Source organism: Bradyrhizobium sp. USDA 376, assembly GCF_054063675.1.
Genome location: NZ_JBSSGN010000001.1, coordinates 7,174,833 through 7,196,076, shown reverse-complemented (window position 1 = coordinate 7,196,076; position 21,244 = coordinate 7,174,833). Strand labels below are relative to the sequence as shown.

Sequence of the window (21,244 nt, the reverse complement as noted above, 5' to 3'; positions counted from 1 at the left end):
GACTTCAGGTGGTGGCTACGCTCCGAAACGTCGCCGCCACCGCGCGCAGCGCCGCCAGCTTGGCGGGATCGCTGACCTTCGAATGCAGCATCACCTTCGAGCTGCCGAGCTTCGGCAGCTTGTGCGCAGGACCGATGTCGATCAGGCCGGGAGGCGCAATCCGTCGCGCCAGCGGCGCAATCGCAAGTCCGGCAAGGGCTGCTGCGACCACCGCCGTGACGCCGCCGCCGACGAAGCGTTCGCGCCAGGCGAGGCCGGCCTTGTCGAGCGCGCGCACGGCGATGGCGCGGACGCCGCAGGGCGGGGCGAGGGTCGCAAGCGGCAGCGGCTCGCCTTTCGGCAGGGCGAAGCGTCGTGAGGCGAACCAGCCAAACTCGTCCTCGGCGAGCTTCTCACCGCCGCGGCGGCTGCCTTCCTGGCGGACGATCACCGCATCCAGCTCACCCGCGTCATAGGCGTCCTGCATCTCGCGCGAGAAGCCGATGCTGACGGCGAGGGTGAGGTTTGACGACATCGCGTGCAGCCGTTCGAGCAGCGGCACCAGCTCGGGGCCGGCCGCGTGATCGGAGATGCCGAGCGAGAGCGACTGCGCGGCTGAAGCTTCGCTCGATAGCGCGCGATCATGCGCCTCCATCAGCGCGCGGGCGCGATCGAGGAAGGCCGCGCCGTCGGCGGTGAGCCGGACCGCGCGCGGCGAGCGTTCGACGAGGCGTTTTCCCAGTAATGTCTCCAGCCGCTGCAGCTTCAGGCTGACCGCCGCCTGCGTCGTGCCGAGCGCTTCGGCGGCACGGGTGAAGCTCTGGAGGTCGGCGACCAGAAGGAAGGCCTGGACGGTGGCGATGTCGAGTGTGGTTGTCATTAGGGATCATTATCACTGGTATCAACAGAGATAAGATACCAAAATGACGGCCGGAGGTCTAGTTTCCCACCAACGCCGCGCAAGACATGCGCAGCATATCGAGGAGAACGACTATGCCCCTGATCACCGTGTCCTACAGCTCTTCCCGCCAGTCGCCCTCGCTGAAGGCTGACATCGCGAATACGGTGTCCGAGCTCACCGCCGAGATACTTCACAAGGACCCAAAGGTGACCGCGATCATCGTGAAGTCCGTCGATGCCGGCGACTGGTTCGCCGGCGGCAAGTCGCTCGCCGAGCAGAAGCTCGCGAGCTACTGGATCGACATCCACGTCACCGAGGGCACCAACACCAAGGACGAGAAGGCAGCCTATCTCGCCGCCATGTTCAAGCGCATGGCCGGGATCCTGGGTCCGCTGCATCCCGAGACCTACCTGCATGTCGACGAGGTAAAGGGTGACGCCTACGGCTTTGGCGGCCTGACCCAGGAGCGCCGCTACATCGCCGGCAAGCTCGAGGTTGCGCTGAAGGCGGCGTGATGCCGAATGCCGCGGGTGAGCAAATCTCACCCGCGGCCTTACCCTCAGCTCGCTGCGCGGAACTGCACTTCGGCTTTGTTGATGAAGCACGTCTTGTCGAACAGCTTCAGGTCCAGCGGGTTCGGCAAGCGGACATCGCTGAGGTCGGGGCAGGGCTTGACTGCGGGATCATAGGACCGATCGATCTGCGAGATGAAGACGACGATCAGCCCCTTGTCGCGCGCGAATGATTTCAGCGCGCGCACCTGAACGGTCAAATCGGGGTTTTCCCGCCTTTGGTCGAGCAGTTGCAGATAGTCGATCACCACGAATGTGCCGCGGGGAGAAGCGGCCATCTGCTTGACGACATAATCGGCGCTGATCGCGTCGGAGCAATCGACCTCGAACATGTCGGCGAATTGCGCGGGGTCCGCGCCGATCGCGCGAAGGCGATCCAGGACGTCTCGCTCAGTATATTCCAGCGAGAAGAATGCGGCACGATGGCCCGACTTCATGGCTTCGACGGCGAGTTCGAGGCTCATCAGCGTCTTGCCCTGGCCGGGACGCGCCCCGACCAGCACCAAATCGCCCGGCCGGAATTGTGGGAACAGCTTGCTTGCCGGCGTCAGTGCGGCTGCTTTCGCCGCGAGCATGCTCCAGGCGGAAAACCCTTCCGTCGCAGCGACGCGGTCAAGCGCGTCGTGGAGCGGAATGCTGGCTTCGCGCGACAGGCGCTTGGCCTTGCGCTTCAGATGGTAGATGGGCGCAGATAGCTTCATCGTCAAAACCTCCTATTGCGAGCATGGATCGCAACCCCTCCTTATGCCTGGCGCTCGAACAGTCGGCCGATGATCAACTCGCCCGGCATGAAGTCTGCTTTCCCGGCGGAGGGGGGAGGCGTGGGCGGCACCGGAATGGAGCGTAGCCGATTCCGCGACGGGCGGAGAGCGGGCGTGGTCAGCTCAAACAGAAAAAGTATTAGGCGGCTGCTTCCGGCAGCAGCGCGCGGGTCGGCCCGAACAGCTCCTCGAAGGCCTGTCGCAGCGCGACATCGACATCGGCCATGGTCACGAGCTGGCCGAGATCAACCAGCGAGGTGACGCCGTAGCGGGGGTCGGCGACGCCGCAGGGCACGATGCCGGCGAAATGCGACAGCTCCGGCTCGACATTGATGGCGATGCCGTGGAACGACACCCAGCGTTTCAGCCGGACGCCGATCGCGGCGATCTTGTCCTCATGCTCGGGCCCCTTGTCGGGCCGCTTCACCCAGACGCCGACCCGGTCCTCGCGCCGCTCGCCGCGGACGTTGAAGGCAGCGAGCGTGCGCAGGATCAGCTCCTCCAGGCTCGCGACATAGGCCCGCACGTCCGGCCGGCGGCGCTTGAGGTCGAGCATGACATAGGCCACCCGCTGGCCCGGCCCGTGATAGGTGAGCTGGCCGCCGCGCCCGGTGGCGAAGGTCGGGAATCGGGCATCGAGCAGGTCTGAGTCCTTGCCGGAGGTGCCCGAGGTGTAGAGCGGGGGGTGCTCGAGCAGCCAGACCAGCTCCGGCGCCTCGCCCGCGGCGATCGCCGCGACACGCGCCTCCATGGCGGCCACCGCCTCAGGATAGGGCACCGGAGCGTCCGAGATTCGCCATTCGACGGGCTCGCCGCCCGAGGCGGAAAACGACGTCAAATCGAGGTCTTGGCGCTGTTCTTGGCGGGGGTTTTGGGACGAATTAACCATTGGCTAACCATAACGTGGTGATGATCAGGAGCAAATGCCAAGCCCTTTGGCGTAAGTCCCAAGTTGCGGCGGTCCTGACAGTGCCCACTCTCGATAAAGTCACCGTGGATCTCATGGTCGTCCTCGGGACGACCACGATGCCGATCCATCAAGTATTACGCCTTTCCCGCGGCGCCATCATCGAGCTGGACGCAACCGAGGCCGACGAGGTCAAGGTGTTGGCCAATAATCTGCCGGTCGCCTCCGGCGTGGTGCTGGTCGACCGCAACCGGATCGCGGTCGAGGTCAAGCAGATGCTGCCGCGCTCGCCGGGGACCCGGTAGGTCCCGGGGCACGCGGGAGCGGCCGATCTCCTGGGGAGGGCGGCGTTTTTCCTGCCAAGCTTGTGGAATTCAGGGCCTTTGCAGGCTTGTATCCCCCTGATGGATTTGTTAGATCGGCGGCCGCTGATCCGGCCACCCGAACGACCTCAGGCCGGCATCTCCTAGCGCTCGTGGCGGAACTGGTAGACGCGCTGCCTTGAGGTGGCAGTGGGTAACACCGTGGGGGTTCGAGTCCCTCCGAGCGCACCAATGGCTATAAGCCATTGATACGAAAAGTGTTTTCGCGATACTTCACTCCTGCGTTGTTACCCACAGTCTGCGTTAATACGTTGTTCCATTTCGTCCAAATCTTCCCTCTTGATCTCGCGCGTCTTGGTCCCGCCCTTGCTCTTGTGGTCGTCGCATCCTTATTTGAATCAACTCCCCGCGAAGGAAAACCATCATCTACTCACGAGAGGGTCGTGGCGTAGCCCAGCGTAGAAATCGGCGGGCCCGTACTCTCATTCGTCAGTCTAGCGCTGCGCGGTCCCCAAAGGGTCCAAGACATCGGCGGTCCCTGCACAGTCTGACGCTTGCATGGACCGTACTTGCTGCGGGATTTTAGGCCTGCGAGCCATGTCGAAGTCGGTGTGCTCTCACCATGGAGACATACGGTTTTGCGCACTAACGCCATACGCGTTTGTTGGCATGGCAGTCGACCATCAGAGGCCAAGCTACGAGACCGCCGCTACTTTCTGCTTAGCACCTGCTTGAACATCGCGGCAATCGCGTCGACAACGACGCGCACGCGAGCCGTGCGTGCGAGATCAGCATGCAGCACAAGCCACACTTCGTAGGGTGCCGCTCGCCTGCGCATAGGCCAGATCCGAACAAGATCCGGATCGCGCTTGGCGTGATAGGTTGGTAATTCCCCTAAAGCCAGCCCCGCCCGGATAACGCTCGCTAGCATCAGGCTGGAATCCAATTCTGCGACGATCTTCCCTTGCGCGATGGACTCGCCTGCCAGCGTCGCGCCCTGCCTGTTCGTGACGCCGGGCTGATAGATCGCCAGATCGTGGCCGGCGAACGCCGAGCCTCGTCGAGGTCTACCACGTGCGTCGAGATATTTTCGGGATGCGTAGAGGCCAACCTCCCACTCGGCCAGTCTGCGCACGATCAGATCCGAATGTGCCGGGCGCAGGGTGCGGACAGCGATATCCGCTTCCCTTCGACCGAGATCGAGGAGCTTCGTCGTCGTCGTGAGAATGACCCTGATATCCGGGTGGTCGATGCGGACCCGATCGATCGCGGGAATGACGAAGTCTATCGCGAGAGAGTCCGTGGTTGTGACCCGGACATCGCCCGCCACGCGCGCATCCGATCCCGCGCTGCGGTGTTCGAAAGAGACCGCAAGGCGCTCCATTGCCTCGCCCGCTTGCAAGGCTTCCTCACCACTTGCCGTCAGTACATAGCCCGCATTGGTGCGCAAGAAGAGTGTTGAGCCCAGGCGCTTCTCGAGCGCAGCTAGACGTCGTCCTACCGTGGTCTGGTCGACGCCCAGCGCCGACCCGGCCCCGACCAGCGTGCCAGCGCGATAAATCGCAAGAAAAATTCGAACATCGTCCCAGTTCATGTCTACCGACTGAATGCGATTTTGCAGCTAGTTCCTGCGTTTCTATGCATTTTCGCACGCCGCAATCCTCTTTAGCAATCCGCTCTGCCGGCGGCGGACCGCGGTCCGTCAATTTCGGCGCAATTCAACCGCGTCCGAGTGCAGGAGCTAATCATGCCCCGACCCACACTGGTTCTTGTCGTCGCGGCGCTGAGCGCTTTCGGCCTCCTCGCCTCGGACGTCTATTTGTCCGCAATGCCCGTGATGGCGCGGCAACTAGGGGTTGCGGGCTGGCAGATGCCGGAGACGGTGTCGGTCTATCTGATGGCGCTCGCGGCGGCGCAGCTCTTTTATGGTCCGTTATCGGATCGGTGGGGTCGCAAGCCCGTACTCATCGCGGGCATTCTTCTTTACATCGCTGGATCGATCGGTTGCGCCTTGGCCGTTGGCTTCACGAGTTTCCTAGGCTGGCGCATGGTCGAAGCTGTCGGTGCGGCTTCGGGTTTGGTCATTGGGCGTGCCGTCATCGCCGACACATGCGACAAGAAGACCTCCGCAAAAGTATATAGCGTGGTCTATCCGCCTGGTGTCGTTGTCGCCCGCGCTCGCTCCCGCCATTGGCGGCTACCTTGCGACCGCATTCGGCTGGCGGGCCGATTTTCTCTTTGTCGCCGTATTTGGTGCCATCGCGCTGTGTCTGACCTTGACGCTGCTCAACGAAACACGTCCGGAACATCACCATGATGGCGCTTTTTTAGCTGGATTTACCGCTGTGTTGCGCAACGGCGCGTTTATTCGTTACGCCCTCGTGGTCTGCACGATCTACTGCGCCTGGTTCGTGTACCTGACCCAGTCCCCCTTTCTTTTCGAGCGCCTCGGCTTGCCGGAAACAGTCAGTGGGTGGCTTTATCTGCCGCTTACTTGCGGGATTATTCTGGCCAATTTCGTCTCGAAGCGGCTGATCGAGCACCTGTCCTACGATGGCATCGTTACCGGTGGTGTATGCTTTTTTTGTCTCGGTGGTCTCACCTTCGTGTTGACTTTGGCCTCGCCAGTCATGAGCGCCGCCACCATTGTCGCACCGATGTTTCTGGTTAGCCTGTCGAACGGCTCGTCGCTGTCATTGGCTGTCTCGGGCGCTATTGCCAGCGAACCAAAACATGCAGCCACCGCGTCCGGGCTTGTGGGGTTCTTCCAGATCGGAAGCGCGTCGCTGGCCGCGCTGGGGGTGAGCGCCTGTTTCGGAACCGGGAGGCCGGTATTGGCAACAGCCATCCTTGCCTTCTCGATTGTTGCCGCGATCGCGATAATCCCCCGCTGGCTCGAGGCGCGCAGAAGCCTTTAGTCTCAACAGCTCTGTGCCAGGCGAGGTCGCAGCGCACCAATGATTCGTGGGCCAGTTTTGAGCCTTCAGTAGGTTGATCAATCGGAGACAGGTCATGTCGTCGAACGCCCGGAAGATCATAGACGCGGCGACCGCTCTCGTGACGACCAATGCGGATCAGATGGAGAAGGAGAGCGCATGATGAGCCAAGCGCGGAGAGGCACGGAGACGATGTCTCTCGCCGAGCAGGTTACTTACAGAAGCGCCGCGCCAGCCAGGCGCGCCCGACTTAGTTCAGCTCGGCGCTGGGCTTGAAAAGAAGATATAGGCGCGAAATGCACCTTTTCTGTTGCCCATCTTGGCAAGTTATTGAAGTTGCTAAGATCTTCTCCGCCCTCCGAGCGCACCATAGGCGGATCGCGCCGCTTTAGCCGGCGTAGGGGCCTGTTTCTGCCGAAATGCCCTCGCAGATGAAATCAATGATCTGATCACGAAAGTGGTGGCATCGGACGAAAGATGCCGCTGGGCGAAGCGACTCAACCAATCTGATTTGTGCCGAGATTGGCCACGGCAGCCTGGCGCGGCGGCGGTCCCCAATCGATTTCGTCGAAGTCGCTTTCGGACGCCCAATCGGGATTGAAATAGTCGATCGCCGCGATCGACGTGCTGCCGGATTTCGAATGATGGACGCGCGCAGTTCCGGCTCGATGCCCAGATTTGATCGCGAAGGCTGGCCGATCGACACCTTCATATTGCGTTTCTATGATACTACACCCTATAATTGATGAACTCCGATGGATGCGAAATATCGGTCGCTGGCTTCCGGGTCCGAACGCGGGCGGCTGAAGTCGAGCACCTTTGCAAGGAGGGCAGCATGACGCTCAAGTCGGGATTCCAATTCGCGGAGGCGCAACTTCTGCTCGAGATGGCGCAGCATGCCTACGCCGGCACGCCATCGCTGACCGAAGCGGTGGCAACCTGCGGCGTGCCCTCCGTGCCCGATCCAAGCTCAAATTGGGCGATCCGCAAGGACCTCACCCCGACGAGTGCCACGCTATTGGATAACTACTGGCAGGTCTGGCAGAACCAGAATGACACCACCCAATATGCGATCGCAGTGCGCGGCACAGTCGCAAGTGCAGCCAGCGTGTTGGCCGACTTGCTGTTCCCCCTGATCAACGCGCGCTTTGACGTGAAGCTCGGTTCGATCTCGTTGCCGTTCTACCTCGCCCGCGATGAGGGTGACAGTGCGGTGAAGGCCGGTGTCCATTCGGGCTTCGCTCTGAGTTTGCTGCTCATGCTGTTCACCACCGATCGCCCATTGTTCGTGACCTTGGGGCTGCTGGCGGAGCAGGGCAACGATGTCTACATCACCGGGCACAGCCAGGGTGCCTCGATCGCCACGCTGCTGACCTCGCTGGTCCGGCACTCGACGCTTGTTTTCAAGGGGCCGGCCTATAAGACCTATATCTTCGCACCTGCCAAGGCCGGCAACGACCATTACGCATACGATTACGCGCGGCTTGCCGCCGTCGACGGATACGGTTGGGCCGTGACGTCGACGCAGGACTGGGTGCCGCAGGCGCCGTTTGCCCTGGAGTGGATATCAGACCTCAACACGCCAAATCCGCTGCGTGGGTTCGGCGGCAGTCTCAATCCTGAGGCAATGATCGCGCTCGGCAGCGTGGTCGCTGACGGTGAGAGCGCGGTCAATCGCGTTCGCGACGATGCGGTGAGGCGGCTCAAGCAGCGGGTCGAGAGTCTTTCTCGGAGACTGACATCCGAGACGATCCATTTGAACGCCGCCGATCTCGGCGCGGCAACCGCCGCACCGATCACCGGATCGACGATCTCGGATATGATTCAGCAGATCCTCGACCAGCTTCAGGCCTCGCTGAACTATGCTGACGTCGGCTCGCTGCTGCCGCTATTCGCCAACCCGGGCGGCAACCCGACCGATGGGACGCCGGGATGCCAGAAGCTGGACTATTTCTGGCAGCACCACCTCGGCAACTACCTGAAATACATGAAGCAGCAGTATGGCGGCTGAGCCGGGAATGACAGCCGGGACGAGAGGGAAGTAGGACTCCCATGCGACCAGGCCGGCGCTGGCGACGCACCGTTTGTCGCTCCGAAGCGCACCATCTTCATCTCTATCGTTGTTTGGGGTGGATTTCGGCCACCGCATCGCGCGGCGCCCGTTGATCCGAGCGCTCATCCGCTTGCCCGCCGCACACAGTCACCGGCGGGAAGATGCTGTCGTAGATCGCGCGCGCCTCGCGGATGAGGCGCTGCCGCTCGAGCTCGGATTTCGGAACGAATCGGACGACGTTCGTCATTTGTGGTCCGCGGCTTCGTTCGCGCGGCGCCAGACCGGGAAGGGGTCTGCGAGCTTCGCCCATTCCGTGACGTTCATGGCCGGCTTGCCCGGGACGAGGCAGGCGTCCAGGCGCGCGCGCAGCGCGCTCTCGTCCATGCCCGCGCCGATGAACACGATTTCCTGACGGCGATCGCCATAGATGTCGTTCCAGTTCGCGCGCAGCTGCTTGCGCCAGGACGGGTCATCTGGCCATCGTTCGGCGGGCACGCTCGCCCACCAGAAACCAAGCGCCTCCGTGCGCGTGATTGAACCGGCCTGGCTGATCTCGCCGAGCCATTGCGGACGCGTCGCCAGCCAGAAATGACCCTTGGCGCGAATGACGCCGGGCCAGGGCTCCCTGACGAACTTGTCGAACGTTTCAGGATCGAACGGCCGGCGCGCGCGATAGACGAAACTCGTCACGCCGTATTCCTCCGTCTCCGGCACGTGATCGGCAAAGCCGTAGAGCTCCTTGAACCAGAGCGGATGCGCTTGCGCCTTCTCGAAGTCGAACCGGCCGGTGTCGAGAATGCGGTCGAAGGCCACCCGGCTGTGGTTGGCTTCGATCAGGTCTGCTTCCGGATTGAGCGCGCGGATGATCTTTCGCGCTGCTTCGCGTTGTGCCGGCGAGGCGTCATCGATCTTGTTGAGAACGATCACGTCGGCAAATTCGATCTGCTCGACGAGGAGATCGACCAGCGTGCGTTTGTCGTTCGCCAGCGCTTCGCCGCGCTGCTCGAGAAAATCCGTCGACGAATAGTCTTTGAGCAGGTTCACGGCGTCGACCACGGTGACCATGGTGTCGAGACGCGCCACGTCGGAGAGGCTTTCGCCGTTTTCGGTGCGAAAATCGAAGGTTGCCGCAACCGGCAGCGGCTCAGAGATGCCGGTGGATTCGATCAGGAGATAATCGAAGCGGCCGTTCTCGGCGAGAGTGCGCACCTCTTTCAGGAGGTCGTCGCGCAGCGTGCAGCAGATGCAGCCGTTGGTCATCTCGACGAGCTTCTCGTCAGTCCGGGACAGGTTCGCACCGCCATCGCGGACCAGGTCCGCATCGATGTTCACCTCGCTCATGTCGTTGACGATCACTGCGACCTTCAGGCCGTGGCGGTTGTTCAGGACGTGGTTCAGCAAAGTGGTCTTTCCAGCCCCGAGGAAGCCGGACAAGACGGTGACGGGGAGTTTGGGCATGGAGATCGAAGAGCCTTTTCAAGGGGATAGCGCGACGACGTGGGGGACTGGGCATTGGGACCGGGTATGTAATGTTATAACATTACATTCATTGTCGGCGCCGGCGTCAAGTCGTTTGGCGGCTCAGCTCAAATTCACGCGGATATCTGGATGTCTGCCCGGCAAGGCCGCCCGGAGGCTGGTCGCTGGCCTCCACTCGTCCTCAAGCACTCCGCGCCGAGCGCCGCAGGGACTGCGGCGGTTGGCCGAAGGCGCGGATGAAGGCCCGGCGCATTCGTTCGGGATCGCGGAACCCCGTTGACAGTGCGACGCGCTCGATCGCTTCGCCCGAGGACTGCACGCGCTCGCGCGCGACCTCGACCCGTAATCGCTCGACGGCCTTGGTTGGCGTGGAGCCGGTTTCGGCGATGAAGGAGCGCACGAAATGCCGCGCACTCAATCCCGCGCGTTCGGCTAGCGCATCGACGGTGAGCTGCGCGTCCAGATTCTCCCGCACCCACGACAGCAGGTTGGCGAAACGGCCGTTCGGAGTCTTAAGTTCGAGCAAGGTCGAGAACTGCGATTGCCCGCCGCCGCGGCGCTGATAGAGCACCAGCTGCCGTGCGGCCGCCTGCGAGATCTGTTCGCCGTGGTCCTCGGCGATCATCGCGAGCGCGAGATCGATTCCAGCGGTGATGCCCGCCGAGGTCCACACGCGATCGTCCCGGATGAAGATCTGGTCCGGCTCGAGCCTGACATTGGGATAGCGTCCGGTGAAGTCGCGTGTACAGGACCAGTGCGTGGTCGCGCAGCGGCCATCCAGGAGTCCGGCCTCGGCGAGAAGGTAGGCGCCGTTGCAAACACTGGCCATGCGCACGCCGCGCTTCGCCAGTCTCTGAATGAAGGCGATCGTCGTCTTGCAGCGCGTAGCTGCTTCTACGCCTTCGCCGCCTGCAACGAGCAGCGTCGTGACAGAGCTTGCCGCGCGCAAGCTGCGTGCAAACATCTCGGTGCCCGACGAGCTGCGCACCGCGCCGGCCTTGGTCGCGACCGTGATGACGTGCGGCGCATGCGGCACGTGACGTCTTGCGATCTCGAAGACCGAGATCGGGCCGGCCGCGTCCAGCAACTGGAATTCGGGAAAGATCAGGGAGCCGATCATGACGCGTCCAAAAATGAGGGAATTACGCCGTTTCCGCCCTCAAGGCCAACATGGCAGGCTGCAACCGTCAAGCGCGATGTCGAGGTTGGTCATGTCGGGTCCGTTGCAGATCGGTCTTCTGGTTTTTCCCCGCGTCACCCAGCTCGATCTCACCGGTCCCGCGCAGGTCTTCTCCAGCCTGCCTGATGTGAACGTGCATCTGATCTGGAAACGCATCGAGCCCGTGCCGAGCGATTCCGTGATCTTGCTGACGCCGACCGTCACCTTCGCCGATTGCCCGCAGCTCGACGTGATCTGCGTTCCCGGCGGCTACGGCACCGACGAGCTGATGCTCGACGAGGAGGTCCTCGCGTTTCTGCGCGAGCAGGAGAGGGGCGCCAATTACGTCACGTCGGTCTGCACCGGCTCGCTGGTGCTCGGCGCTGCCGGCCTGTTACAGGGATATCGCGCGGCGACGCACTGGACGGCCGTCGAAGCTTTGCCGTTCTTCGGCGCCACGGTGTCGCGGGAGCGAGTGTGCATCGATCGCAATCGCATCACAGGCGGCGGCATCACGGCGGGAATCGATTTCGCGCTCACGCTGGTCTCGATGCTTCGAGGCCGCGTCGCCGCCGAGATGATCCAGCTCCGCATGGAATACAATCCCGCGCCACCGTTCGAGGCCGGCTCGCCGGATACGGCGCCCGCTGCGATCGTCGCGGCGATGAAGGAGCGCGTGGCGCCGTCGCAGGCGCGGCGGCTGGAGTTCGTCAGGAAGGCCGTGGGTCAACGGGGATAGCGCGGGTCATCGCCGACATGCGCTGCGATGCTAAACGGAGGGGGCAATGGCGTCTTGTCGTGTTGGAGGGGTGCGGTCGTGGCACAGGCGGCTTGGTCGGTTGAGCTTTGTTCTTACCGTGGCACTGGGATCGGTCGCGCTGATCGCGCCAAGCGCGGCCGCCGAGTTCTCCGGCGGGGTGGTCAGGATCGGCATCGTCAATGATCAGGCCGGACCGTTGTCGGACCTCGCCGGACCCGGCTCGGTCGTCGCCGCGAAGCTGGCCGTCGAGGATTTCCACAAGGTCTCACCGGGGCTCAAGGTCGACATCGTCGTTGCCGACCATCAGAACAAGCCGGATATCGGCGCCCAAATCGTCCGCAAATGGTTCGACGTGGACGGCGTCGACATGGTGGCCGATGTCGGCAACTCCGCGGTGGCACTCGCGATCCAGTCGATCGCACGCGACAAGAACAGGATCGTCATCTATTCGGCGGTCGGGACCACCGACATTGGCGGCAAGCAATGTTCGCGCACCGGGCTGATGTGGCTGCACGACAACTACAATCTGGTGGCGGGATCGGTTCGCAGGCTGGTGTCGCAAGGCTATGACAGCTGGTTCTTCATCGCGGCCGACTATGCGTTCGGACGCAACATGGTGGAGGTGTCCCAGCGCGTGCTCGCAGCGACGGGCGCCAAGTCGCTCGGTGCGGTGTTTCATCCGCTTGGAAATGCCGACTACAGCTCGTTCCTGCTCCAGGCTCAGGCCTCGAAGGCCAAGGTCGTCGCTTTCGCCAATGCCGGCGAGCAGCTCGTGACCTCGATGAAGCAATGGAACGAGTTTGGAATGAATGCGGGACCGCAGAAGCCGGTCGCCGAGCTGATGTTCCTGACTGACGTGCACGCCATGGGGGTCGAAACGGCGAAGAGGCTGACCACGGTCACGGCCTGGTACTGGAATCTCAACGAGGAGACGCGCGCCTTCGCCGAGCGGTTCTTCAAGCTGCACAAGGCGATGCCGACCGCGCCGCAGGCCGCCGTCTACTCCGCTGTGCTGCAATATCTGAAGGGCGCGGCTGCTGCCGGAACGGACGAGACGAACGCCGTGCTGGAGAAGATGCGCGCAATGCCCGTCAACGACTTCTACGCCCGCGGGGCACGGCTACGCGTCGACAACAAGCTCGTGCACGATTTCTATCTGGTCGAGGTCAAGCAGCCCGCGGACGTCAAAACCCCCTGGGACTACTACAAGGTCGTCGAGAAGATTCCCGCCGAAGATGCCTATCTTCCTCTGAGCCAAAGCGAATGCCCGCTGCTCAAGCTGTCCGGAAACTAGCGGCGGCCGAAGGCCGGTGAGGGAACCTGGGTTGGATCGGGAGACGGCAGCCGTTCAGCCGTATTCCTCGCCAATCCCGTATTCCTTGTAGATCTCCAGCGGATCGACTTCCGGAAACAGGCGGCATTTGGCCTGGGCGAGATGCAGGCTCACCGCCGCCGGCTCCTTGCCGTTCGAAAGCATCTTGCGGATGTCGTCCATATGCGCGGTCGGCTGGTGCTTCGGCGCGAGCTGCTCCAGCGCGACCAGCGCGGTCGCGAGGGCCTCGGTCAGAACCCATTCGTCGTGGCCCGTGATTCCCTTCTTCGGCATCGGCAGACCTCAGATATGGCGGCGCTGACCAGTCTAACGCGACTTCCGCCAAATCGCCATTGAGCCGTCGCGGACGGCCGCGCCCGGCAGGCGCGCCCTTGCATTATGACAGCGAGTGGCCAAAAGGCGGCAAATTGCTGGGGTGTGGTATCTTTGTTGAAACAATCTTGGCGTAGACGGGCGTCTGCAGGGATCCGGCCGGCAATTCCGGTCTGGCTCCCCTGACCCCGCACCCTCAAGGCTCAAGCCAGCATGGTTTTTCTCAGCTTCGTCTACCGCTTCGTCACCAATTTCGCGTTCCTGGCGGTGGTCTATTTCAGCCTGAACTTCATGGAGAAATATCCGAACCGGGCGATCCTCGCGATCCTGGTGCTGGTCTATGCCGGCATGCGCGCCGCCTCGACGCTGCGTGCGTTCTACTTCTTCCAGAAGATCGAGAAGCTGGAGGCCGAGACGAAGCGTCTTCAGGCCCCGATCAACGACGGCTCGGGCGGAACCAACGCGCGCAAGCAGATCGTGACCGACGTGGCCCGGCTGCGCCGCGACGGCGAGCTCAAGTCCTATATGGACCTGTTCTTCCTTGCGCTGATCGTGCTGCTCTGCGTCGCCGCGATCATGCGGCAATAGCCGCTCAAGCGCGCTTCTTCACGCTCGTCGCGACGCGGGTCGGGCGGGGCGCCGTGTTCTTGGCTGTAGTGTTCTTGGCCTGCGCGGCATGCTTGGGGGCCGTCGGCGCAGCATGCGCGGTCCGGGGAGCGTGCGTCTTGCCGGCCTTGGCATTTGCACTCTTGCCCTTGCCCGCGCGGGGCGTCTCCGCCGCCATGGCCAGCCGCGTCGCGGCGCGCCGCGACAGCGTCGTGGACAGCAGCACCTCGACCGAGCCTTCCGGAATCGCGAACAGGTCGCGGCCGGGCACGGGCAGGGTGGATGCGAGATCCACCTGCCCCTTGGTCCGGCGCGGCAGCAGCGGTTGGTGCTCGGTCTGCACATTGAGATCGGCCAGCGCGGGCGCCGGCTGCGTCCGGGTCTCGGTGAACACGAAATTCGGAACGGCCGGCCAGCGCGCGATCGGCGTCGTCTCGGTCGGCGGATGCAGCAGCCATTCCACCGGCGTGGTCGGCGTCGCCGGTCGGTCCGCGGTTGCCGGCACCACATGCACGATGCGATAGCCGCGCGCCTTGAGGTCGCGGATGATCTTCGGCAGCGCCGCAACCGTTCGCGCCTGGATGTCGTGCAGCAGCAAAATGCCCTTGCCCTTGGCCTCCAGCCGCTGCATCGCGAGCTGATAGACGCGATCGGACGACACGTGCCGCCAGTCGTCGGCCGGGAAGTCGGCGCTCCAGACCTGGATGCCGCGCGAGATCAGATAGTTCTCGACGCCTTCGGCGCGCATCAGGCCGGGAATGCGGAAGAACGGCGAGAGCTTGGACGGATCGGTCATCGCGGCCGAGGTCCACTCGATGCCGCCGTTGATCTCGGGCTCGTATTTCTCGACCGGCATCCGGTCGAACGTCAGCGGATGGCTCATGCTGTGGGTGCCGACGGTGTGCCCCGCCGCCACCAGCTTGCGCACGCCTTCCGGGTTCGCCTTGGCCTGCTGGCCGATGATGAAGAAGGTCGCCTTGATGCACTCGTCGTCGAGCATCTTGAGGACCTGGTTGGAATATTTCGGCAAGGGACCATCGTCGAAGGTCAGAACGACCTCATGGTCCTTCAGGGGCAGCGTCTCGCGGTACTGCATGGTGCCGATGCGTGGATGCTCGCGCGGGTCCACCACGAGGGTGCGGGACGTCCCGAGCGCGTCCGGATGGCCGGGGCAGTCGGCCGCATAGGCCGCCGGTGCGCCCACGGTCAGCAAACCAAGGAGTCCGCTGAGACAGAGGACGATCCACGAGCGCGTCCGAACCACAACGCTACTTCCGATCATGAATCCCGTCTGCCCTCATACGCGATTGCCGCCATAGTAGGTCGGAGACGCCTGGAAACGGTTCAGCCGCCAGACCCTTCCATCTTTGCACGCCGTAGCATGAACAGAGTGTTAATAGGGCCAAAATCACCCCATTTTGCGCCGCCGTGACATTCCGGCATCAGCGCGCATCGGCGCTTTTCTGTGACGTTCCCGGCGGGACCACGTGAACCACGCGAAACCCGTTGTCCTTCAGATACCGCAGGAAGGCCGGCATGATCGCCGCCGTGCGCGCCTTGGGATCATGGAAGAGGATGATACCCTTGCGGCTCGCCGCCAGGCGCTCGGTGACGAGCTTCAATTCCTGCTCCGGCGTCATCTCGTTCCAGTCGCTGGCCCAGAGGTCGGCCCCGAACACGACGATGCCGCGCGATTGCAGTAGATCGAGCTCGGCCTGCGTCGCCTCGAAATAGGGGAAGCGGAAAAACGGCGTCGATGGTGTCGTCGTCGAGACCCCGTGCAGCGCCATCTCGTCGGCGGCGATGCCGCGGTCGATCTCGCTCCTAGCCTTGTCGATCGGGATGCGCGCCATGAACGGATGTGAGAAGGTGTGATGGCCGATGGTGTGGCCTTCGCGCGCGATGCGCTTGACCATCTCGGGATGCTGCGAGGCGTGCAGGCCGATCAGGAAGAAGGTCGCGCGCACGCATTCCTGCGCCAGCGCCGCCAGCACCTTCGACGTCGTCGGCGGATGCGGGCCGTCGTCGAAGGTCAGCACCACCTCGTGATCGGCCAGCGCCAGCGTCTGCGGAAAGCTCTTCAAGCCGACGCGCGGCGTGGTCTTGGCGTCGACGCTCAGGATCCGCGACGTGCCGAGCGCATCCTTGCGCGGGCACTCGGCAGCATCCGTCGAGGCCATGCCGGTGAAGGCCGCAAGGACCGCGCCCGCCGACATCGATGTCCATTTCAGCCGAAGCATCTTTGCCATTGCGCTTGCAGTTGCCTTGTGGGTATTGCCTGAGCGTCAGCTCAGACCACTCGTTCCAACCTGTCAAACGGCGAGGCGCGCCATGGATGAACATATGGACGGTGCCCCATCCGCCGCGGATTCGGTACTCGACCACGTACCGATGCGCAATGAAGACGGCGAAATTCGTCATGAATTCGTCGAAGAAATTGCCCGTGCGATCGAGGCCGGCGACAGCGCCGCGCTGCGCGCCTGCGTGGCCGAACTGCACGAGGCCGACCTCGGCGACCTGATCGGCGCTCTCGAGCCCGACGACCGCGTCCGCCTGGTCGAGCTCACCGGGCGCGACTTCGACTTCTCGGCGCTGAACGAGGTCGACGAGACCGTGCGCGAGGAGATCCTCGAGGAGCTGCCGCCGGAGACGGTCGCCGAAGGCGTCCGCGAGCTCGAATCCGACGATGCGGTCGAGCTGCTGGAGACTCTCGACGAGGACGAGCAGGAGGAGATCCTCGAGAAGCTGCCCTTGCAGGAGCGCGTCGCGCTCGAGCGCAGCCTGCTGTATCCGGAAAATTCCGCCGGCCGCCGCATGCAGACCGAGTTCATCGCCGTGCCTCAGGATTTCACCGTCGGGCAGGCGATCGACTACATGCGCGAGACGCCGGATCTGCCCGACCGCTTCTACGAGATCTACGTCGTCGACAAGGACCAGCACTGGCAGGGCGCCGTCCCCCTCGACGTGCTGTTGCGCGCGCGCCGCCCGGTGCCGCTCACCGAATTGACCGACGAGGACCGCCGCCGCGTCTCCGTCCTGGAGGACCAGGAGGAGGTTGCGCGCATGTTCGGCAAGTACAATCTCGTCGCAGCCCCGGTGCTCGACACCCAGGATCGCCTCGTCGGCGTCATCACCGTCGACGACGTCGTCGACGTCATCGAGGAGGAGGCCGACGAGGACCTCAAGGCGCTCGGCGGCGTCACCAGCGACGAAGAGCTGTCGGACACGTTCCTCACCATCGCGCGCGGCCGTTTCAACTGGCTGCTGGTGAACCTCGCCACCGCGTTCCTGGCGTCCTCCGTGCTCGGACTGTTCGAGGGCCAGCTCGAGAAGATGGTGGCGCTCGCGGTGCTGGCGCCGATCGTGGCAAGCCAGGGTGGCAATGCCGCGACCCAGACCATGACGGTCGCGGTGCGGGCGCTCGCCACCCGCGAGCTCGGCTCCTCCAACGCCTGGCGTGTGGTGTTGCGCGAGACGCTGGTCGGCCTCGTCAACGGGCTCGCCTTTGCCGTGATCACGGGCATCGCCGCGGTCGCCTGGTTCAAGATCCCGGGCCTTGGCATCGTCATCGGGCTCGCCATCATCTGCAACCTCGTCGCCGGCGCGCTCGGCGGCATCCTGATCCCGATGGCGCTCGAACGCGTCAGGGCCGACCCGGCGGTGGCCTCCGGCACCTTCGTCACCACGGTGACGGATGTCGTCGGCTTCTTCTCCTTCCTCGGGATTGCGACGCTCTGGTTCGGGTTGAAGTAGGGGGCGTCTTTGCTCTCGTGTCCCGGGCGCGCAGCAACGCTTTTGGCGTTGCTGCGCAGAACCGGGACCCAGAAGGCGGCACGGTACGCTGCGGCAACTTGGGCCCCGGCTCTGCAGCGCACCGCACCGGACGATGCTTCGCATCGCCGGGGCCGCTGCGCTGCGTCCGGGGCACGAGGCCATCATCTTTAATCCGAACTTAAGCGACCTGCCGCATCATCGCCCGTGCTTGGGGGAATGGACATGCGGTTGCGGCTGAAGGCGGACGGGCGGATCGTCGAGTTGCGGGACGGGCAGGAGTTTCCGGTCCAGCCTGCGGCCAATGCTGTGCCGGCTGACGCAAGCTCGCTCGCGGTGCGCGACTTGCGGCGCCGCGCCTGCCTGACCCAGATGGAGTTCGCGGCAAAACTCGGCGTTCCCGTCGAGACCATCCGCAACTGGGAGCAGGGCAAGCGCGCCCCGCGCGGGCCGGCCCGTGCGCTGCTCGCGGTGATCGCGCATGCGCCCGACACCGTGTTCCAGGCGCTCGCCAAGGTCTGACATCGAGGCCTGACGTCACGGCTGGCTGCGAACCTCCTGTTAGCATTGCCCTGAATATCCGTCCCGCTGGCACCGAGGTCCGTTGGCAACCATCACGGGCGAGGTCCATAATGTCGGCCGGGGCTGCGTAACAGAGAGGATTCCTCATGCTGTTCGTCGAGGCCAGTGGCGCAAGGATCCCGGCGATCGGGCTCGGGACCTGGGAATTGGAAGGGCGCACCTGCGCCCGCGTGGTCGAGCAGGCGCTGCGGCTCGGCTATCGCCACATCGACACCGCCCAGGTCTATGACAACGAGCGCGAGGTCGGCGACGGCTTGCGCTCCTCCGGCGTGCGCCGCGACGACATCTTCCTCACGACAAAAGTCTGGACCAATCATTTCGCGCCCCACGATCTCGAGCGCTCGGTCAAGGAGAGCCTCGCGCGCCTGCGGTTTCCCTGCGTCGATCTGCTGCTGCTGCACTGGCCCAATCCGCACGTGCCACTGGTGGAGACGCTTGGCGCGCTGTCGCATGCCAAGCGCATGGGGCTGACCCGCCACATCGGCGTCTCCAACTTCACGGTGGCGCTGATGGAGCAGGCGGTCGCGCTGTCGGGCGAGCCGCTGGTCTGCAACCAGGTCGAATACCATCCTTATCTCGACCAGGCGAAGGTGAGGGCGGCCTGCGACCAGCACGGCCTCGGGCTGGTCGCCTACAGTCCCATCGCCAAGGGCCGCATCAAGTCCGACCAGAGGCTCGCCACGATCGGCCGCGCGCATCGCAAGAGCCCGGCGCAGGTCTGTCTGCGCTGGCTGGTGCAACAGAATGTCGCTGCGATCCCGCGCACCTCGCGCGTCGAACGCCTGTCGGAGAACATCGATATCTTCGATTTCGAGCTCTCGGACGACGAGATGACGCAGATCGCCGCGCTGGCCAGCCCCAAGGGCCGCCTGACCGATTTCGGCTTCGCTCCGAAATGGGATTGAGGGGGGACCGCGGTATGCTAACAGCAGGGCGACAACCCAAGACCGGGCGATGGAACTGCGGAAGATCATACGGACGGACATTGCAGCGTCGGCGCTCGCGCATCTGACGCTGGTGGCGCTGATCATCGTGATCAGCGAGGTCCATCCGTTCCACGCCGCAGCGCCCGAGACCGTTTCGGTCGACATCGTCACGCCGGAGCAGGTGAAGCAGGAGGAGGCCAAGGCAGAGGAGAAGGCCAAGGAAGAGGCAAAGGAGAAGCCGCCGGAGCCGCTCCCCGACCTGAAGCTGCCGAAGCTGGATTTGACCGACAAGGCGGAAACGGCGTCGAAGCAGCAGGCCGCGTCGCAATCATCGCAGCAGAAGGCGTCGCCCGAACCGGAGCAGAAACAGCCGCAGCCCTCGCAGGCGCCGAAGCAACGTGAGGCCACCGCGCAGCCGCAGGCCCAACAGCCACAGCCGACGCAACCGCAGGCCCAGCCGTCGCAACTGCCGCCGCCGCAGCCACTGCCGCAATCGCAGCCCCAGCCGATGCAGCCGCCGCCACAGGCGATGCAGCAGCCACAGGCCGCGCCGCCGCCGGCCTATCAGCCGCCGGAGCCTGACGTCACCGTCAAGTACGGTGTCATGCTCGGGCTGCCGCCCGAATTGCCGACCGAGCTGCCGAAAGACGCCCCCAAGGACGATGGCGGTGACGCCAAGGATTCAATTGCAGCCAAGCTGCCGGCCGAAGTCATCGCGGCACTTCGCCGTCATTTGAGAAGCTGCGCCAAGCTGCCGGCCGGAGTCGACCCTACTGACAACGTCAACATCAAGCTGCGCACGGTGTTCGCCACCGACGGCACGCTGGCGCGCGAGCCGATTCTCATGGCGGCCCCGCCATCCGCCAAGGGCGTGGCCATCGTGAAGTCGGCGATGGCCGCGCTGCAGGCCTGCCAGCCCTACAAGATGCTGCCGGCCGACAAATACGAGGAATGGAAGGTGCTCGACCTGCCGTTCAGCCCGCGGGATTTCGGCGGGTAGCACGCCCGCAGCCCGGATGGGCGCAGCGTCGTCCGGGCGACGGGCTACGCGCTGTGGTTCGCGAGCCAGATGAAGGCGGCCAGACCCACCATGCGAGCCTCGTGGCCTAAAGCGCGATGAGATTTGGATGAATCGTCATCGCGCTTTAGGTTGTTGTTTGCGCATGATCTTTCCGGAAAACCGCTTCGCACTTTTCCGGATCATGCTTTAGGGGCGCCCCGTGCGCGGCTTCAGCCATGCCATGATCACGCCATGCGGCGTTCGCCGGCTGCGTGGCAGGCTGTGCCTTTCGGTTGCGCTCCGTGCAAAGGCGTGCGCCTGCGCAGCGGACTGTCTCCGCTCGGGCGCAAGAGCCATCCACTCGCGAATGACTGCGCGTCGTATCTTCGATTTCAGCATGATCGGTTCTTCGAGGCGTTTTGGCGGCTGCGCGTGCTTACGCCGCCTGCTGGACGGGGAGGGCCTGCGAACGTCGCGCCAGAAGCACGCTGCCGCAGGGATGCTCGGCGCCTTGCAGGACGATGAAGCCGCGCTTCGTCACGGCGGCACGGAGTGCTTCCTTCGCGGTCGCCCTTTGCGCATCGAGCCAGATCACCAGCGCGGCGCGGGGGCTGAGGAAATCGTCGAGCCAATCCATCGTCGCATCGAGCGCGTGGAGTGTGCGTCGCCGCCAGTCCACGAGCGCGACCTCATATTGACCTGCCGGGAGGCCGCAATTGCCTGCCGCCGTCGCCAGCCGATAGCCGCGGCGATGCAATTCCATCATCAATTCCATGCTCTTTGCGCCGACCACGACGATGCGCTGCCGCGTCGAGCAGTTCGCGATGGCCATCATCGGATCGATGATCCTGTCGCTGATCCCTGAGGTAGACATCATTCTCACC

Annotated in this window: 22 protein-coding genes, 1 tRNA gene and 1 pseudogene; 13 read left to right on the top strand and 11 right to left on the bottom strand. The window is 64.0% G+C overall.

Annotation, left to right across the window (positions count from 1 at the left end; all coding sequences use genetic code 11):
* Positions 1-4 precede the first annotated feature (4 nt).
* Positions 5-859, bottom strand: a complete 855-nt coding sequence (locus ACVJ19_RS33670; RefSeq protein ID WP_453953390.1) for a LysR family transcriptional regulator — start codon at positions 857-859, stop codon at positions 5-7.
* Between the two features lie 113 nt (positions 860-972).
* Between ACVJ19_RS33670 and ACVJ19_RS33665 the strand changes: the two genes are divergently transcribed.
* A complete protein-coding gene (locus ACVJ19_RS33665) occupies positions 973-1,395 on the top strand; it encodes a tautomerase family protein (protein WP_453953389.1) in 423 nt (140 codons plus the stop codon).
* A gap of 44 nt (positions 1,396-1,439) precedes the next feature.
* Here the strand turns inward: ACVJ19_RS33665 and ACVJ19_RS33660 are convergent, their stop codons facing one another.
* Both ACVJ19_RS33660 and lipB read right to left on the bottom strand, forming a co-directional pair.
* The gene (locus tag ACVJ19_RS33660; RefSeq protein ID WP_453953388.1) at positions 1,440-2,153 is read right to left on the bottom strand and encodes a DNA helicase; all 714 of its coding nucleotides are present in this window, start codon (positions 2,151-2,153) and stop codon (positions 1,440-1,442) included.
* A gap of 199 nt (positions 2,154-2,352) precedes the next feature.
* Positions 2,353-3,102, bottom strand: a complete 750-nt coding sequence (gene lipB, locus ACVJ19_RS33655; RefSeq protein WP_453953387.1) for a lipoyl(octanoyl) transferase LipB — start codon at positions 3,100-3,102, stop codon at positions 2,353-2,355.
* Between the two features lie 80 nt (positions 3,103-3,182).
* Here lipB and ACVJ19_RS33650 point away from each other — a divergent pair, with 80 nt between their 5' ends.
* Both ACVJ19_RS33650 and ACVJ19_RS33645 read left to right on the top strand, forming a co-directional pair.
* A complete protein-coding gene (locus ACVJ19_RS33650; protein ID WP_018647371.1) occupies positions 3,183-3,425 on the top strand; it encodes a FliM/FliN family flagellar motor switch protein in 243 nt (80 codons plus the stop codon).
* 164 nt (positions 3,426-3,589) lie between these two features.
* A tRNA-Leu gene (locus ACVJ19_RS33645) sits at positions 3,590-3,674 on the top strand.
* Between the two features lie 478 nt (positions 3,675-4,152).
* Here ACVJ19_RS33645 and ACVJ19_RS33640 read toward each other — a convergent pair.
* Positions 4,153-5,037, bottom strand: a complete 885-nt coding sequence (locus ACVJ19_RS33640) for a LysR family transcriptional regulator (protein WP_453953386.1) — start codon at positions 5,035-5,037, stop codon at positions 4,153-4,155.
* A 153-nt stretch (positions 5,038-5,190) separates the two neighbouring features.
* On the opposite strand from ACVJ19_RS33640, the pseudogene ACVJ19_RS33635 reads away from it, so the two are divergent.
* From ACVJ19_RS33635 to ACVJ19_RS33625, 3 genes and pseudogenes are all read left to right on the top strand, one after another.
* A pseudogene (locus ACVJ19_RS33635) lies at positions 5,191-5,580 on the top strand (MFS transporter); the annotation flags it as partial.
* Entirely contained in the window at positions 5,507-6,361 is an 855-nt protein-coding gene (locus tag ACVJ19_RS33630) for an MFS transporter (protein ID WP_456739483.1), read from the top strand. The pseudogene ACVJ19_RS33635 and the gene ACVJ19_RS33630, both read left to right, overlap by 74 nt.
* An 853-nt stretch (positions 6,362-7,214) precedes the next feature.
* A complete protein-coding gene (locus ACVJ19_RS33625) occupies positions 7,215-8,390 on the top strand; it encodes a lipase family protein (protein WP_453953384.1) in 1,176 nt (391 codons plus the stop codon).
* Positions 8,391-8,493: 103 nt separating this feature from the next.
* On the opposite strand, the gene ACVJ19_RS33620 is transcribed toward ACVJ19_RS33625, so the two are convergent.
* The 3 genes from ACVJ19_RS33620 to ACVJ19_RS33610 all read right to left on the bottom strand — a co-directional run bounded on the left by ACVJ19_RS33620 (position 8,494) and on the right by ACVJ19_RS33610 (position 11,031).
* On the bottom strand, positions 8,494-8,679 hold the full coding sequence (locus ACVJ19_RS33620; RefSeq protein WP_453953383.1) for a hypothetical protein: 186 nt from the start codon (positions 8,677-8,679) through the stop codon (positions 8,494-8,496).
* Positions 8,676-9,890 (bottom strand): zinc metallochaperone GTPase ZigA, encoded by a 1,215-nt coding sequence (gene zigA / locus ACVJ19_RS33615; RefSeq protein ID WP_453953382.1) that lies wholly within the window; start codon positions 9,888-9,890, stop codon positions 8,676-8,678. The genes ACVJ19_RS33620 and zigA overlap by 4 nt, the downstream gene beginning before the upstream one ends.
* A gap of 202 nt (positions 9,891-10,092) precedes the next feature.
* The gene (locus ACVJ19_RS33610) at positions 10,093-11,031 is read right to left on the bottom strand and encodes a GlxA family transcriptional regulator (protein WP_453953381.1); all 939 of its coding nucleotides are present in this window, start codon (positions 11,029-11,031) and stop codon (positions 10,093-10,095) included.
* A 91-nt stretch (positions 11,032-11,122) separates the two neighbouring features.
* On the opposite strand from ACVJ19_RS33610, the gene ACVJ19_RS33605 reads away from it, so the two are divergent.
* The gene (locus ACVJ19_RS33605) at positions 11,123-11,809 is read left to right on the top strand and encodes a DJ-1/PfpI family protein (RefSeq protein WP_453953380.1); all 687 of its coding nucleotides are present in this window, start codon (positions 11,123-11,125) and stop codon (positions 11,807-11,809) included.
* Between the two features lie 100 nt (positions 11,810-11,909).
* A complete protein-coding gene (locus ACVJ19_RS33600) occupies positions 11,910-13,124 on the top strand; it encodes an ABC transporter substrate-binding protein (protein ID WP_453953379.1) in 1,215 nt (404 codons plus the stop codon).
* Between the two features lie 54 nt (positions 13,125-13,178).
* Here ACVJ19_RS33600 and ACVJ19_RS33595 read toward each other — a convergent pair whose 3' ends face one another.
* Positions 13,179-13,436 carry a hypothetical protein gene (locus ACVJ19_RS33595; RefSeq protein WP_453953378.1) on the bottom strand — a complete coding sequence of 86 codons (258 nt, stop codon included), beginning with the start codon at positions 13,434-13,436 and terminating at the stop codon, positions 13,179-13,181.
* Positions 13,437-13,688: 252 nt separating this feature from the next.
* On the opposite strand from ACVJ19_RS33595, the gene ACVJ19_RS33590 reads away from it, so the two are divergent.
* Entirely contained in the window at positions 13,689-14,063 is a 375-nt protein-coding gene (locus ACVJ19_RS33590; RefSeq protein ID WP_271584711.1) for a hypothetical protein, read from the top strand.
* Between the two features lie 4 nt (positions 14,064-14,067).
* On the opposite strand, the gene ACVJ19_RS33585 is transcribed toward ACVJ19_RS33590, so the two are convergent.
* Positions 14,068-15,363: a polysaccharide deacetylase family protein gene (locus ACVJ19_RS33585; protein ID WP_453953377.1), complete on the bottom strand. Its 1,296-nt coding sequence runs from the start codon at positions 15,361-15,363 to the stop codon at positions 14,068-14,070.
* 160 nt (positions 15,364-15,523) lie between these two features.
* On the bottom strand, positions 15,524-16,297 hold the full coding sequence (locus ACVJ19_RS33580) for a polysaccharide deacetylase family protein (protein WP_453955263.1): 774 nt from the start codon (positions 16,295-16,297) through the stop codon (positions 15,524-15,526).
* 115 nt (positions 16,298-16,412) lie between these two features.
* On the opposite strand from ACVJ19_RS33580, the gene mgtE reads away from it, so the two are divergent.
* From mgtE to ACVJ19_RS33560, 4 genes are all read left to right on the top strand, one after another.
* A complete protein-coding gene (mgtE, locus tag ACVJ19_RS33575; RefSeq protein WP_453953376.1) occupies positions 16,413-17,834 on the top strand; it encodes a magnesium transporter in 1,422 nt (473 codons plus the stop codon).
* A 237-nt stretch (positions 17,835-18,071) separates the two neighbouring features.
* Positions 18,072-18,374, top strand: a complete 303-nt coding sequence (locus ACVJ19_RS33570) for a helix-turn-helix domain-containing protein (protein ID WP_453953375.1) — start codon at positions 18,072-18,074, stop codon at positions 18,372-18,374.
* Between the two features lie 146 nt (positions 18,375-18,520).
* Positions 18,521-19,339 (top strand): aldo/keto reductase, encoded by an 819-nt coding sequence (locus ACVJ19_RS33565; protein ID WP_453953374.1) that lies wholly within the window; start codon positions 18,521-18,523, stop codon positions 19,337-19,339.
* Positions 19,340-19,388: 49 nt separating this feature from the next.
* Positions 19,389-20,360, top strand: a complete 972-nt coding sequence (locus ACVJ19_RS33560; protein ID WP_453953373.1) for a hypothetical protein — start codon at positions 19,389-19,391, stop codon at positions 20,358-20,360.
* Between the two features lie 436 nt (positions 20,361-20,796).
* On the opposite strand, the gene ACVJ19_RS33555 is transcribed toward ACVJ19_RS33560, so the two are convergent.
* Positions 20,797-21,234, bottom strand: coding sequence for a hypothetical protein (locus tag ACVJ19_RS33555; protein ID WP_453953372.1), 438 nt, complete (start codon positions 21,232-21,234; stop codon positions 20,797-20,799).
* Positions 21,235-21,244: the final 10 nt, after the last annotated feature.

Excerpts from the sequence above, each read along its gene's own strand:
- ACVJ19_RS33605 (WP_453953380.1), top strand. The coding sequence starts at position 11,123 with ATGTCGGGTCCGTTGCAGATCGGTCTTCTGGTTTTTCCCCGCGTCACC.
- ACVJ19_RS33665 (WP_453953389.1), top strand. The coding sequence starts at position 973 with ATGCCCCTGATCACCGTGTCCTACAGCTCTTCCCGCCAGTCGCCCTCG.
- ACVJ19_RS33610 (WP_453953381.1), bottom strand. The coding sequence starts at position 11,031 with ATGATCGGCTCCCTGATCTTTCCCGAATTCCAGTTGCTGGACGCGGCC.
- ACVJ19_RS33620 (WP_453953383.1), bottom strand. The coding sequence starts at position 8,679 with ATGACGAACGTCGTCCGATTCGTTCCGAAATCCGAGCTCGAGCGGCAG.
- ACVJ19_RS33570 (WP_453953375.1), top strand. The coding sequence starts at position 18,072 with ATGGACATGCGGTTGCGGCTGAAGGCGGACGGGCGGATCGTCGAGTTG.
- ACVJ19_RS33590 (WP_271584711.1), top strand. The coding sequence starts at position 13,689 with ATGGTTTTTCTCAGCTTCGTCTACCGCTTCGTCACCAATTTCGCGTTC.
- ACVJ19_RS33670 (WP_453953390.1), bottom strand. The coding sequence starts at position 859 with ATGACAACCACACTCGACATCGCCACCGTCCAGGCCTTCCTTCTGGTC.
- ACVJ19_RS33560 (WP_453953373.1), top strand. The coding sequence starts at position 19,389 with ATGGAACTGCGGAAGATCATACGGACGGACATTGCAGCGTCGGCGCTC.
- ACVJ19_RS33595 (WP_453953378.1), bottom strand. The coding sequence starts at position 13,436 with ATGCCGAAGAAGGGAATCACGGGCCACGACGAATGGGTTCTGACCGAG.
- ACVJ19_RS33640 (WP_453953386.1), bottom strand. The coding sequence starts at position 5,037 with ATGAACTGGGACGATGTTCGAATTTTTCTTGCGATTTATCGCGCTGGC.
- ACVJ19_RS33580 (WP_453955263.1), bottom strand. The coding sequence starts at position 16,297 with ATGTCGGCGGGCGCGGTCCTTGCGGCCTTCACCGGCATGGCCTCGACG.
- zigA (WP_453953382.1), bottom strand. The coding sequence starts at position 9,890 with ATGCCCAAACTCCCCGTCACCGTCTTGTCCGGCTTCCTCGGGGCTGGA.
- mgtE (WP_453953376.1), top strand. The coding sequence starts at position 16,413 with ATGGATGAACATATGGACGGTGCCCCATCCGCCGCGGATTCGGTACTC.
- lipB (WP_453953387.1), bottom strand. The coding sequence starts at position 3,102 with ATGGTTAATTCGTCCCAAAACCCCCGCCAAGAACAGCGCCAAGACCTC.
- ACVJ19_RS33660 (WP_453953388.1), bottom strand. The coding sequence starts at position 2,153 with ATGAAGCTATCTGCGCCCATCTACCATCTGAAGCGCAAGGCCAAGCGC.
- ACVJ19_RS33555 (WP_453953372.1), bottom strand. The coding sequence starts at position 21,234 with ATGTCTACCTCAGGGATCAGCGACAGGATCATCGATCCGATGATGGCC.
- ACVJ19_RS33565 (WP_453953374.1), top strand. The coding sequence starts at position 18,521 with ATGCTGTTCGTCGAGGCCAGTGGCGCAAGGATCCCGGCGATCGGGCTC.
- ACVJ19_RS33585 (WP_453953377.1), bottom strand. The coding sequence starts at position 15,363 with ATGATCGGAAGTAGCGTTGTGGTTCGGACGCGCTCGTGGATCGTCCTC.
- ACVJ19_RS33625 (WP_453953384.1), top strand. The coding sequence starts at position 7,215 with ATGACGCTCAAGTCGGGATTCCAATTCGCGGAGGCGCAACTTCTGCTC.